This is a genomic window from Dapis brunnea BLCC-M229 (genome assembly GCF_050015995.1).
In the GTDB taxonomy this organism is placed as follows: Bacteria; Cyanobacteriota; Cyanobacteriia; order Cyanobacteriales; family Microcoleaceae; genus Trichodesmium.
This window is the reverse complement of record NZ_JBNHEP010000067.1, coordinates 60009-72769: the sequence shown is the minus strand read 5'-3', so window position 1 is coordinate 72769 and position 12761 is coordinate 60009. Positions and strand designations below refer to the sequence as shown.

Here is a 12761-nt window from a genome sequence, read left to right as displayed (position 1 = left end):
TCTCCTGTCTCCTGTCTCCTGTCTCCTGTCTCCTGTCTCCTGTCTCCTGTCTCCTACCCCTACCAAAAGACTTTTTCAGCAAACCCTATTTATGTATAACTTTTACTGTACATTACAGATCATCTCATCATAGGGATCTCTAGGCAAGGGAAGTTATGACGCTACGCGCAAGTCAGAAGTAGGGGTGATTCGCGTAATTAGGAGCATGACCTTAGGAAATCCCCCCTACAGAAGCTGACAATCTGGATTTTAGCCTTTATTCTAAAGATTAAATCAGCTCTATTTTGTTTTGTGGCACAAGATAGTGGTCATAAAAAAAAGGGGCGCAAGCCCCCTAAATAATTTCTAGCCCTAACCTCTAGACATATTTCTTAAATGCTAGGGTAACATTATGGCCTCCAAATCCAAATGAGTTGGATAAGGCTGCTTCTACTGTTTTAGAGCGACTTATATGGGGGACATAATCTAGGTCACATTCTGGATCTGGATGATCCAAATTAATGGTTGGTGGAATTTTGTCATGGGCGATCGCCATGACTGTAGCAACAGCTTCAATACCTCCAGATCCTCCTAACAAATGACCAGTCATTGACTTAGTTGAACTAATTGCAACCTTATAAGCACTTTCACCTAGCGCCTTTTTGATTGCTTTTGTTTCTGTTGTGTCATTTGCTGATGTACTGGTGCCGTGAGCATTTATATAACTAATTTCTTCAGGAGTTAAGCCACCATCTTTCATTGCCAATTGAATAGCTCTAGTTGCCCCCTCTCCATCTTTAGAAGGAGCAGTCATGTGGTATGCATCACAGGTCATGCCATAACCAACAATCTCTCCATATATTCTCGCTCCACGACTAAGAGCATATTCTAATTCTTCCAGGAGTAGAATGCCTACTCCTTCACCTATAACAAAGCCATCGCGATCCCGGTCAAAAGGACGACTTGCATGAGTCGGGTCATCATTACGAGTAGACAAAGCCTTAGCAGAAGCAAATCCTGCTAATCCCAAAGGTGTTACTGGTGATTCAGTTCCACCACAAATCATTGCTTGAGCATATCCTCTTTGGATTAAACGGAAAGCATCTCCTATCCCATGTGACCCAGAAGTACAAGCAGTTACTGGACATGAATTCGGCCCTTTGGCTCCAGTATGAATTGCTGTTAACCCAGCAGCCATATTAGCAATCATCATCGGGACCATAAAAGGGCTACACCTACCAGGGCCACGATTTAAATATATTTCCTGCTGGTCTTCTAAGACTTTAATACCACCGACCCCACTACCAATCATTACCCCCACCTGTTCTGCGTTTAGGTCGTTGATTTCAAATTTGGCATCAGCAATTGCCTGTTTGCTAGCTGCAACTGCAAACTGAGCAAAGCGGTCCATGTGTTTGGCCTGTTTACGATCCATATAGTCGAGAGGGTCAAATCCTTTTACCTCTCCAGCAATACGAGATTTGTGTCGGGAAGCATCAAATAGGGTTATTTGGTCTATACCACTTTTACCTTTCAATAACCCGTTCCAATAATCAGATAGAGTATTGCCAATTGGTGTTATTGCACCCATTCCTGTGACAACTACCCGTTTAAGTTCAAAATTTGTCATAATTTTCTTTTCCTAAAATTTCACACCCAGAAGGGAGAAACTTCAGGTTTTGGGGACAATCTTAATATTATGCTTTTGCTGTTGTTTGCTTCTCAATATAATCTACAGCAGCTTGGACAGTAGCAATTTGTTCTGCTTGCTCATCTGGAATCTCAACGTCAAATTCTTCTTCTAATGCCATAACTAATTCCACAGTATCTAAAGAATCAGCTCCTAAATCATTGGCAAAATTAGATTCTGGTTTCACTTCTTCGAGATCTTTTTCTAGTTGGTTACTAACTATTTTCTGTACTTTTGTAAAAATGTCTTCATTACTCATCGAATTTTCTCCTTACCTTTAATTTAGATATTGCGTTTCTAATATTATCCGAAACTAGGTTCAAGCTAACCACTTAAATTATGCCAATTGAATATTTGTTAACATCCTCTTGTGCCCAAAGGGATGGATATCTACCGAGTGTTAACTCTGCAGTGGGTTGAAGCTTCATTGGCTTCTGCTAACTTAGGGTTAGTCTTACGCTTTTCTCCATGTCCCTTTTTTGTCTGGTGAATGCCGTTCTTAGAAACGTACAACTATCTGTAAAATCTATCATTTTCTGATAGTGTGCTCTCTTCCTGCTTCTGCCTGGCAAAGTTGGCGTTATCCAGTCCACAGGCTGTCACGGGAGAACTTCCCGCCGAATCGCTAGATTATAGATAACAGTTACAAGCCCTCCCCATTAAAACTCCCCCAAGGAAGGGAAAGACTTCAATCCTGTTTTTTCGATCGATTTCTTTAACTTTTCACAAATATCACAAGCTTATTACTGTTGTCAAAGTATTTTCTTGTTTCATTTGCTAACTACTTATAGAAATGACAAACTTATATTATAAACAGTGATAAAATTAATATCACCAATCATAAGTCATGTTTATATAATATTGTTCCTATACCTATATTTAGTTAATCTCATGCCTTCTCAAACATTGAAATATGCTTACTTTCCCGGTTGTGTGGCTCAAGGTGCTTGCCGAGAGCTTTATCAGTCTACCCAAGCTCTTACCGAAGCCCTGGGAATAGAGCTAATAGAACTGAAAAAGGCTGCTTGTTGTGGGTCTGGAACTTTTAAAGAAGACTCTCAACTACTAGAAGATACCGTTAATGCCCGCAACATAGCTTTGGCTGAGGAACTAAATTTGCCATTGCTAACCCACTGTAGCACTTGTCAAGGGGTTATTGGTCATGTGGATGAGCGTCTTAAAGAATCCCAACAAACTGAGCCAGCTTACCTAGAACAAATTAATGGCCTCTTACAAAAACAAAGTTGTTCTCCCTATCAAGGTAGTACAGAGGTTAAACATCTACTTTGGGCATTAGTGGCAGATTATGGTCTTGGAGAAATCCAAAATCATGTCACCCGCAAACTCTCTGACCTTAAATGTGCTGCTTTCTATGGTTGCTACTTACTTAGAGGTCAAACTAATTTGCCTTATGATGACCCCTATCAACCAGAATCTATGGAAAATGTGTTTCGGGCTATCGGGGCTACTCCTATTTATTATCGAGGTCGGACTCAATGTTGTGGTTGGCCTCTTTCTAGTTATGCTACTAATCAGGCTTTTCAAATGGCCGGAAATCATGTGAGCGAAGCTATTGACAAGGGTGCAGATTGTATGGTAACACCTTGTCCTTTATGTCACTTAAATTTAGATTCCCGTCAACCAGAGGTAGAGAAAGCGATCGGACGTAAGTTGGGTTTACCAGTGTTGCACTTACCCCAATTAATAGCTTTAGCTTTAGGCATTTCTCCAAAAAAATTGGGATTAGACCGTCATGTAGTCTCAACTCGTCCAGTATTAGAAAAGTTGGGACTTTGAATAATTAGGGTTTGCTGATTAAATCTAAAAGCTTTTTACCTCGCCGAGGAGGTACGGCTCGGTAGGAATCCCCGTGCCTTTAGGCCGGGGAGGATGTCAAATATCAAGGTTTTTCTTCTTGCTCCTAACTACTCCCTACTCACCTATCAGATTAGGGATTCTTCCAACCACCTCCTCTGTAACTCCCATTTATTCTTACTCCTAACTACTCCCTACTCCCTACTCCCTATCAGATTATTGAGATATTTTAAGTTTTTCAACAGTGTTTATCAAGGATGAGAAACAGTAAGGTAAACTAGGTCGAAGAATTCGCTTATAAAACTTGCTGTCCCATCTGCCTTTGAGCAGGTACGGCAAAATCAATTTGTTGGGAGAATTTAATTCATGTCTCATTCAGTAAAAATTTATGACACTTGCATCGGTTGTACTCAGTGTGTCCGTGCTTGTCCATTAGATGTTCTAGAAATGGTACCTTGGGATGGTTGTAAAGCAGGCCAAATTGCTTCATCCCCTCGTACTGAAGATTGTATTGGTTGTAAGCGTTGTGAGACTGCTTGCCCCACTGACTTTTTGAGTGTCCGGGTTTATCTTGGTGCTGAAACTACTCGCAGTATGGGTATCGCTTACTAATACTAACTTCCCTTTATTGCTTTTTGATTTTAGATTTAATAGAGGGTAGAAAAATTTTAGATCGGGACTTATGCACCCAAATAAGAAACCGGGTTTATTCTCCTGATTGTTGTTTTTCAAATCACGAAGTTTCCTCGATAAACCCGGTTTTTGCGCAAGCAAGTCCTTATTAATATAATAACTAAAAATTTTGTAGAGGGAATTAATAATTTTCCCTCTATTTTTTGGTATTATCTATCCCGCACCTAGAAATTTACTATGACACCCAATCCAAATGAAGTAATTAATTTTGTAGATAAATATACTACAAATAATGACCAGATTGTGGAAACAATGAGAGAGCTGATGGGTCAATTTCTACCGATCCAGGTGATGGAAGACTCTCCACCTATTGCGGTTGCAAAGTTGGGAGATTTTCTCGAAAAGGGGGCACAACAGTTGTGGAAGAATTCCTGATGTCAGTATCTGACTTTGGTTGTAGGAATTGAGGCTTTAAACGAGAATTATTTAATTATTAATTATTCGGTAAATAAAGGTTTTGGTCTTTTGAACGTCGAAAAAAGTGCGCCTGTTTCAATTCACTTACCCTCAAAAAGTGAGAATTTTGGGGTGACTATGGCAGAAAAGTCAAAGAACAATTATTCCTCCTACTTTCTCTGTCTTCCCACCCTCCCCAAACTTCCCAAACTTCCCACACTCCCTACACTCTCCACACTCCCCACACTTTGCTTTTTTCAGCAAACCCTAATTAGTACGATGTATCCAACCATTAATAGTAAAGCGACTGTCTGCAAAAGCTTGAGATGGACAACTTACTGGCAAAACTTCGTGTAGATAACTACTGAAGAAAAATACAATACTATTATTTTCTGGTTCTATGGTTTTAAATGTATCAGCTTTTGAATAATATTTTCCCTGAATTTTACTATCGTAAATTCTTAAATTTCCACCTGTAAATGCTTTGGGTTCTTGATAAAAATAGTAAACGTAGGTAATAACTCTTGTATTAACAGGATATTGATTATCAACATGAGTCTTATAGAAGTTCCGATCGTTATGGGCGGTTAACTGAGTTTCAAATTTACTAATTGAAAATTCCGGCACATTTAATGTTGTAAACACATCTGGCAAAATTTCTTGAATTTTTTAAACAATTAATTCCTCGAATTTAGCAAAAGATTGTAATACTAAAGCACGTCGATTTTCGTGATTTTTAAATCTATTTGTGGCTGACTCATTCGATACTACTGCTGGGACAAAATCTGATTCTTTTGGCAACACATAATTCAATAAATCTTAAATTAGCGTTGCACAATAACGGATGATTTTGGATTGGAGAAAAGTTCAGAAGCAATTTTTGGCAGTATCATTCCATAATTTGCAACCCGCTTAAATTTACCAGAGCTACCAACTTCATCCTTAAAATCAGCAATACTTTGATCAAGAACTGAAAATGATGAATGTTACTGATCGCCACCAGATTGGCAATTTCCTACTGGAGCAGGAGGTCCTGGAGGACCTGGAATTCTCAATTCACCTTCTACTGGTGCGGGAGGACCTGGAGGACCTGGAATTCTCAATTCACCCTCTACTGGTGCGGGAGGACCTGGAGGACCTGGAATTCTCAATTCACCCTCTACTGGAGCAGGAGGTCCTGGAGGACCGGGAACTTCCAAATCATCCTCTATAAATGGGGTGAGCTTATCCAAAACTGTTAGTTGGACCATTTTTTAACTCCGTTTAGAATATTCGAGCTTAATATTGTGACTTGAGAAAACCGACACAATAGGTCATAAAGTGACAAATTGATGTTCACTTGCTGCTTCTACTAAAATCGTCGGCGATTACTCATCCATCTGATTTGAGAAATAGCATTTGTGTGGTTATGCTACTCCATTTTGTTTTTTTGTCAAGATAATATTTCAATTTCAATAATATTAAGGAGTCAGTTAGAGGAGTTAAGAATAATTAAGTATTCAAGCGGATATGATACAACCTCCAGCTTTACTCAGATAGGAGAATTTGAGAATGTCCTAATAAAACCTGCAATTGCTATAGCAAAGAAAAAGCTAACTATCCTACGGGATAACTAATTTTGAGTGAGTATTATATATAGTCAAAGTTAGTCAGAATAAAAAATTAAATGTGTGGAATAGTTGGTTATATTGGCACCCAGTCAGCAACAGAAATTTTACTATCGGGACTAGAAAAACTAGAATATCGGGGTTATGATTCTGCAGGGTTGGCCACTGTTTGTGATGGTCAAATTAAATCTGTTCGTGCTAAGGGTAAATTGTGCAACCTACGGGAAAAATTGGCAGAAATGGAAATGCCAGCTAATGTTGGTATTGGTCATACTCGTTGGGCAACTCATGGGAAACCGGAAGAATATAATGCTCATCCTCATACTGATGATACCGGGCGAGTGGCAGTGGTGCAAAATGGGATTGTAGAAAATTACCGGGAGTTACACAAAGAATTGGAAAGTCAGGGGCATAAATTTGTTTCTGAGACTGATACGGAAGTTATTCCTCATTTAATTGCAGAATTTTTGTCTAATTTTGCCGGAAATGCGAAGTGGGAAACGGGGAACAGAGAAAATTTTTTAGAGGCAGTGCGTCAGACTGTGAATAAATTAGATGGGGCGTTTGCGATCGCTGTTGTTTGTGCAGACTATCCGAATGAAATTATTGTTGCTAGACAAAAGGCACCTATATCTATCGGTTTAGGTCAGGGGGAATTTTTCTGTGCTTCTGATACCCCTGCTCTTGTATCTCATACTCAAGTTGTTCTCAGTTTAGAAAATGGGGAAATAGCACGTTTAACGCCTCTGGGAGTGGAGGTTTATAATTTTGAGGGCGATCGCCTTAATAAACTTCCTCGCATTCTCAACTGGAGTCCGACTTTAGTTGAGAAACACATTTTTAAACATTTTATGCTCAAAGAAATACATGAGCAACCGAATGTTGTTAGAAGTTGTTTAGAGGCTTATATTAATAGTAATTGGGATGCTATGAATAGTCTTGTTTCCCCCACTAATTTAAAGTTATCTTCATCCCTATATCAAAATTTAGAACAGGTTGAAATTTTTGCCTGTGGTACGAGTTGGCACGCTAGTTTAATTGGCAAGTATTTATTAGAACAATTAGCAGGAATTTCAACTACAGTAAATTATGCTTCGGAAGCTCGTTATGCTCCTTCTCCTCTGAGAAAAAATACTCTTTTGATTGGTGTTACTCAGTCTGGAGAAACGGCTGATACTTTAGCAGCTTTAGCAATGGAACAACAGCGTCGTTTAGATAAACCTGCCGAATTTACATCACGATTATTAGGAATTACTAACCGGGCAGAAAGTTCTATTGCTAATTTAGTTAATCAAATTATTGATATTCGGGCAGGTATTGAAATCGGGGTTGCAGCAACTAAAACATTTGTGGCACAGGTAATGGCGTTTTATTTTTTAGCCATAGATTTAGCATGGCAACGACAATATTTATCTGGGGAAAGAATTGCAGAAATTATTAATGGTTTACAAAAAATTCCGGCACAGATGGAACAGATGTTAGAAGCTCAAGATAGTCAAATTGAAGATTTTGCTCATCAGTTTAATGACACTCAAGATTTTATTTTTGTAGGCAGAGGAATTAATTATCCAATTGCTTTAGAAGGTGCTTTGAAACTGAAGGAAATTAGTTATATTCATGCCGAGGGATATCCAGCAGGTGAGATGAAACATGGTCCGATCGCTTTGTTGGATGATAAGGTTCCTGTAGTGGCGATCGCTATGCCTGGTTTGGTTTATGAGAAGGTGCTTTCTAATGCTCAGGAGGCTAAAGCAAGGGATGCACAGTTAATTGGGGTGACTCCTGAAAGTACGGAGGCGGATGTGTTTGATAATGTGTTGGCGGTGCCTGCGGTGGATGAGTTGTTGTCGCCGATGTTGACTGTTATTCCTTTGCAGTTGTTAGCTTATCATATTGCTGCTCATCGTGGTTTGGATGTGGATCAGCCGAGGAATTTGGCAAAGTCGGTGACGGTGGAGTAGGGTTTCAGTGAACAGTTATCAGTTATCAGTATCTTCTGTTGAAATACTCGGACGTTAAAAAAAGGAAAAGAGTCCAGTAGGGTGCGTTAGACGGCTAAAATTTAGACTGTGAAAGGCATTTAACAATCCGTCGTAACGCACCATTTTAGATGTGTCGGTCTACTACTAGCGGGCAAGATGCCCGCACTACAGAGGTTTCATCCTTAATATTGGAAACTGCTGTAAATTTCTTGGTCTAACAATTAAAACTTTTCTTCTGAGAGTCGTTCCACAAAATACTTATAATTTACTATACAGAGAAATTAGAACTTGAAAGATTCTATTATAAGTCTTTGAATATTGACTGGGATTGAGTCCTTTCCCATTAAAATCAGTTGAAAAACTCTTGAAAAACGAGCAATGAAAAATAAGGTGCGTTACACTCCGTTAACGCACCCTACTGGACTTACGCAGTACAACTTGCTCCGCCAACGCTAAAAAGAGACAGCTAAAAACAAGCGATCGCTAAAAAGAGTCATCAAAAAACAAGCGATCGCTATTGAATTGATGGTAATAATTATTGGGTATTAGGCAGTTTCAAAAACCGGATAAAGATGTTTAAGTTTAACTCTGGCATCATCACTCGAAAATTGCCAGCTCACCTTAGAGGCAGTTTGGTTACGTTCGGTTTGCCATGCAATTAATTCTGTTTCTAATTTTTCTTTGCTACAAATTCTTCGGTCTAAACATTGTTTTGATAAAATACTTAGTTCAATCTCAGCTACATTTAACCAACTGCCATTGCGAGGAGTATGGTAAATTTCCAATCTTCGAGCTAAACGGTGGGCTTCTGGAGCCGGAAATGCTTCATAGAGAGAAGCGATATTATGGGTATTGAGATGATCACAAACTAACTTGACTTTTCGAGCATTTGGGTAGTCCACATCCAATAATTGTCGTACTTCTTCTGCCCAATCTATTCGAGTCCGACTGTCTGGGTTGTTCACCCGTCGCCATCCTCTGTTAGGAGCAAAAAACATGAATCAGGCTTGTACTCCTTCACGAGTATAGTGATAGTCTTCTTTCTTGTCTTGTCCTGATTTCATGGGAATGGTTTCGTAGAGATGTCCTTGAAGTTGTACAGAGGCTTGATCCATATTTATTAATGGCTCCTCAGAGGAGTGAACACTGCTATAAAGATCAAGAACGACTTCCATTTGTGAGACTTTCTCTGGCTAAGTCTCTCTCTGGGATGCAAAACCTTTGGGTTTTCCAAGGGCGTAATTGGTTTTTTTGAGAGTACGCCACACAGTTGAGCAAGAAATTTCAGTGACAATTTGCCGCTCTTGAAGCTCTGAAGTTAATAATCTGATTGTCCAATCCGCTCTGCCTTCTGGTGGATCAGAACAACACAAGGCAATAATTTGCGCCTCAGTTGCCCCATCTACTTTTGGGGCTGTGGGTGGTAGGGAGCGAGAATTTCTCACCAGGGCAGGTTTTTCCCCTTTGCTCAGGAATCTTTGGCGAACCCGTCCCACTGTGTTTCTATGTATATTTAAAGCCTCAGCTATCTCTTCATCTGTCCAGCTTCTGTTGGTTGTAACGGCTTCATTACACATCAGAAGAATTTGAGCGTGTAGAATTTTTTTAGCTGGCGCATAACCATTTCGAGGGATTTTTTCTAGGTTATCTTTCTGTTCTACCGTCAGATATACTTTAGCTCTCCGACCTCTTCCCATAACTATTGTCCTCCATTGCTGACTATTCTATGGGGCTATTTTAGCTGAAACAGTCGAGATTGCTTAATTGCTTATTTTAGCGTTGGCGGAGCAAGTGCGGCAGCTATATCGCTTGTCTTAGCAAGAGTAACTTTTGGCTGGCTATTCTAATGCACCATTTTAGATGAAACGGTCCACTAGGGTGCGTTAGACAGCTAAAATGAGACTGTGAAAAGCATTTAACAATCCGTCGTAACGCACCATTTTAGATGCGTTGGTCTACTAATAGCGGGCAAGATGCCCGCACTACAGAGATTTCATCCTTAACTAGCTAGCTCGCTTTTCCTTACGGAATGCTACGCAAACAGCATTTAGCTAGCCTCCTGGGTCGTAACTACGGCCTTCAGCTAAAAATCCGAGGGTAACGGTCCCCCACAAGAGGAGCGAAAAAATTAGTGGTGCGCTTTGCGTGGGGGGAAAGAATCCCCCATTATACACCGTGAAAAGCTGATTGCTGACTGCTGACTGCTGACTGCTGCTTCAATACTGGAAACTGCTGTAAATTCCTTAGCTCAATATTCAAGACTTTTCTTCTCAGAGTTGTTCCACAAAATACTTATAATTTACTATATGATAAATAGTTAGGCTGTAAAAAATGTTTGTAGCCATGCTGACTTCTATACAAACTTTGACATATACTATGAGTAAGCTCTTTTTCCCTCTATTTATCAGCATCTTTTTCGCTGTTGGGTTTGGTATGCTTGGGTATGGTATCAACTCTGCCAAGAAATCAGTTGAAGTTTCTAATTGGCCATCTGTAACAGGCACAATTACTAATATGTCTCTTCGTGAGAGTTCAGATAGCGATGGCACAACTTATGGAGTAGAGGTTGAATATCGTTACTCTGTTATGGGTCGAACATATACTGGTTCCCGATTGGCATTTGGATATATTTCTAGTAGCGGCAGACAGGCACACCAAGATATTCTCAATAAACTAGAGAGTGCTTCGTCAGTAAAGGTTCGATACAGCCCACAAAATCCTGCAACATCAACTCTGTCATTCGGAATTCATCGCTCAATAAAGTTTGTCTTAGCTTTCGCTATTACATGGTTGGCATTTGTTTTTGGTTTTACCTTGATTTGGTGGATAGCATCTCAACCAGACGATGTTCTGCTCAAAAATCTGGAAGTGACCCTAAAGCGATGATATTACTGATTGTTTCTCCTATATCCGCGATCGCTGCCTAACTATCTGGTTACACCTGATAGAAATGTTTGTTTTTCTTGTATTTGTTCAACATTAATTAATTTAATTTGAGATTCAGTAACTTCTACTGTATCTTGAGCAATTAAACCTTCTACACTATAGCCATCTTCTCCTTCAGACATAGAATAATATTCAACAATTATCCCAATACTACCTTTTTTGAGATTAAACTCAGGAATATCTTCAGTTAATTGGACTTGACAAAATAAAGGAAATGTCATTTTTTATCTCTCCTGTGCAGGAAATAAAGTAACAAATTTAGTTATTTGTTCAGTTACTATCCAAATCGTTTTGATGTTTAAAATAAAACCATTAGGACAATTTAATGAACCCATAATCTGATATTTTTGCCCATATTTTGTTTTCAGGGTAGGTTGTGCTTCTAAAGTTAAAATTTGTTCTCGTAAATCACTCTCTAATTGTTGCCAGTTATCCAAAGTATAACCTCCCAGAGCCAAATATTGAGATTTATCATCTTCGGTAAGTTTATTGGGAGAAATTATGGCATTCGGATTCAAGTACATTTAACTAAACTCTAAAAACAAACTAAAGAAACTCACCTAACTATCAAACCATAAGACTATCATTATATATGATATATTAAAAGAATCATAATGTGTTTGTTCAACATCAATTAATTTAAGTAGAAATAAAGTAGGTTTTAAAGAATCAGGATAAAACTTAGTTATGAAACAAATTACTTTAACCCCCGAACAAGAAAAGTTGTTAGAAAAACTACTGAATACTGGCAAATATAAGACAGCCCAAGAGGCGATCGCTAGAGCATTTCAGTTATTAGAGGAAGAGGAGGATGATATTAAGTTACCCTCTTATGTTAAAGGGACTGAATCTGCGAAAAAGTTGTTAAAGGAAAAGGTTAAAAAGTATCGAGAGGAAAGAGAAAAAAATAAGAATAAACCTATCGATCCTGAAAGAGCAAGGTTAAGTCAAGAATTGCGAGAATTATTTGATAAAACTCAAGCAATTCCAGGGAGTCAAGAAATTACGGAGGAGGAAATCGCGGCCGAAATTGAAGCTTATCGGAGAGGTGAATGAGAATTATTGTTGATACTAATGTTTTAATTTCTGCAGTTTTAAAAGGAAAAAAACCTAGAGCGATTATCCAATTAATTAGCGATCGTTATGATATGGATTGGATAGTTTCTCAAGAGATTTTAGCAGAATATAGAGAAGTGTTAAATCGACGTAAATTAAAATTAACAAATGAGGTAAGACAGGAATGGCTTGATAAAATTGAAACAATTCCTAAATTAATTGAAGTTAATTTTAAGGTTGACTTTAAAAGAGACCCTAAAGATGCTAAATTTATCGCTTTAGCAATGGCAGGTGAGGCGGATTTTTTAATTACAGGAGATAAAGATTTTAGTGAGATGATGGAATTGGAAAAAACAGTTATTATTTCGGTTTCTTTGTTCTATGATTTATTTATAAATGAGGAATAGATATATGTTGAAAATGATTATCGCTCGTCTAGGAGAAAATTGAGTTATATTAAATCCGCTAGTATCGGTATAAAAAAGCGTAGAAACCGGGTTTGTTTTAAATACCCGACCATACTAACATCTAACTCCCACAAACCCGGTTTCTTATAACACTCCGAAGCAAGCAGATTTGATATTAATGATAGGGCTA

14 protein-coding genes and 1 pseudogene are annotated in these 12761 nt (G+C 38.7%); 7 read left to right on the top strand and 8 right to left on the bottom strand.

Annotated features, from left to right (window positions below):
* Positions 1–358: 358 nt before the first annotated feature.
* Entirely contained in the window at positions 359–1609 is a 1251-nt protein-coding gene (fabF, locus tag ACP6PM_RS08090; protein WP_426583489.1) for a beta-ketoacyl-ACP synthase II, read from the bottom strand.
* A 67-nt stretch (positions 1610–1676) separates the two neighbouring features.
* Positions 1677–1928 (bottom strand): acyl carrier protein, encoded by a 252-nt coding sequence (acpP, locus tag ACP6PM_RS08085; RefSeq protein WP_426583487.1) that lies wholly within the window; start codon positions 1926–1928, stop codon positions 1677–1679.
* 632 nt (positions 1929–2560) lie between these two features.
* Between acpP and ACP6PM_RS08080 the strand changes: the two genes are divergently transcribed.
* From ACP6PM_RS08080 to ACP6PM_RS08070, 3 genes are all read left to right on the top strand, one after another.
* Positions 2561–3466, top strand: coding sequence for a CoB--CoM heterodisulfide reductase iron-sulfur subunit B family protein (locus ACP6PM_RS08080; protein ID WP_426583485.1), 906 nt, complete (start codon positions 2561–2563; stop codon positions 3464–3466).
* Between the two features lie 384 nt (positions 3467–3850).
* Entirely contained in the window at positions 3851–4096 is a 246-nt protein-coding gene (psaC, locus tag ACP6PM_RS08075) for a photosystem I iron-sulfur center protein PsaC (protein WP_426583483.1), read from the top strand.
* Between the two features lie 258 nt (positions 4097–4354).
* Positions 4355–4552, top strand: coding sequence for a hypothetical protein (locus ACP6PM_RS08070; protein ID WP_426583481.1), 198 nt, complete (start codon positions 4355–4357; stop codon positions 4550–4552).
* A gap of 288 nt (positions 4553–4840) precedes the next feature.
* On the opposite strand, the gene ACP6PM_RS08065 is transcribed toward ACP6PM_RS08070, so the two are convergent.
* The 3 genes from ACP6PM_RS08065 to ACP6PM_RS08055 all read right to left on the bottom strand — a co-directional run bounded on the left by ACP6PM_RS08065 (position 4841) and on the right by ACP6PM_RS08055 (position 5823).
* Positions 4841–5218 (bottom strand): 2OG-Fe(II) oxygenase, encoded by a 378-nt coding sequence (locus tag ACP6PM_RS08065; protein WP_426583479.1) that lies wholly within the window; start codon positions 5216–5218, stop codon positions 4841–4843.
* A gap of 24 nt (positions 5219–5242) precedes the next feature.
* Positions 5243–5377 (bottom strand): hypothetical protein, encoded by a 135-nt coding sequence (locus ACP6PM_RS08060; RefSeq protein WP_426583478.1) that lies wholly within the window; start codon positions 5375–5377, stop codon positions 5243–5245.
* Between the two features lie 182 nt (positions 5378–5559).
* The gene (locus tag ACP6PM_RS08055) at positions 5560–5823 is read right to left on the bottom strand and encodes a hypothetical protein (protein WP_426583476.1); all 264 of its coding nucleotides are present in this window, start codon (positions 5821–5823) and stop codon (positions 5560–5562) included.
* Between the two features lie 416 nt (positions 5824–6239).
* On the opposite strand from ACP6PM_RS08055, the gene glmS reads away from it, so the two are divergent.
* On the top strand, positions 6240–8141 hold the full coding sequence (gene glmS / locus ACP6PM_RS08050) for a glutamine--fructose-6-phosphate transaminase (isomerizing) (RefSeq protein WP_426583474.1): 1902 nt from the start codon (positions 6240–6242) through the stop codon (positions 8139–8141).
* A gap of 566 nt (positions 8142–8707) precedes the next feature.
* Here glmS and ACP6PM_RS08045 read toward each other — a convergent pair.
* Positions 8708–9859, bottom strand: a pseudogene (locus ACP6PM_RS08045) (IS630 family transposase).
* Positions 9860–10505: 646 nt separating this feature from the next.
* Here ACP6PM_RS08045 and ACP6PM_RS08040 point away from each other — a divergent pair.
* Positions 10506–11048, top strand: a complete 543-nt coding sequence (locus ACP6PM_RS08040) for a DUF3592 domain-containing protein (RefSeq protein ID WP_426583472.1) — start codon at positions 10506–10508, stop codon at positions 11046–11048.
* A gap of 41 nt (positions 11049–11089) precedes the next feature.
* Here ACP6PM_RS08040 and ACP6PM_RS08035 read toward each other — a convergent pair whose 3' ends face one another.
* Both ACP6PM_RS08035 and ACP6PM_RS08030 read right to left on the bottom strand, forming a co-directional pair.
* The gene (locus tag ACP6PM_RS08035; protein WP_426583470.1) at positions 11090–11329 is read right to left on the bottom strand and encodes a DUF4926 domain-containing protein; all 240 of its coding nucleotides are present in this window, start codon (positions 11327–11329) and stop codon (positions 11090–11092) included.
* A gap of 3 nt (positions 11330–11332) precedes the next feature.
* Positions 11333–11632: a DUF6883 domain-containing protein gene (locus ACP6PM_RS08030; RefSeq protein ID WP_426583468.1), complete on the bottom strand. Its 300-nt coding sequence runs from the start codon at positions 11630–11632 to the stop codon at positions 11333–11335.
* Between the two features lie 163 nt (positions 11633–11795).
* Here ACP6PM_RS08030 and ACP6PM_RS08025 point away from each other — a divergent pair, with 163 nt between their 5' ends.
* Together ACP6PM_RS08025 and ACP6PM_RS08020 are read left to right on the top strand one after the other, a co-directional pair.
* Positions 11796–12164, top strand: coding sequence for a ribbon-helix-helix domain-containing protein (locus ACP6PM_RS08025; protein WP_426583466.1), 369 nt, complete (start codon positions 11796–11798; stop codon positions 12162–12164).
* The gene (locus ACP6PM_RS08020) at positions 12161–12571 is read left to right on the top strand and encodes a putative toxin-antitoxin system toxin component, PIN family (protein WP_426583464.1); all 411 of its coding nucleotides are present in this window, start codon (positions 12161–12163) and stop codon (positions 12569–12571) included. Before ACP6PM_RS08025 ends, ACP6PM_RS08020 begins: the two co-directional genes overlap by 4 nt.
* The last annotated feature ends 190 nt before the right edge of the window (positions 12572–12761 follow it).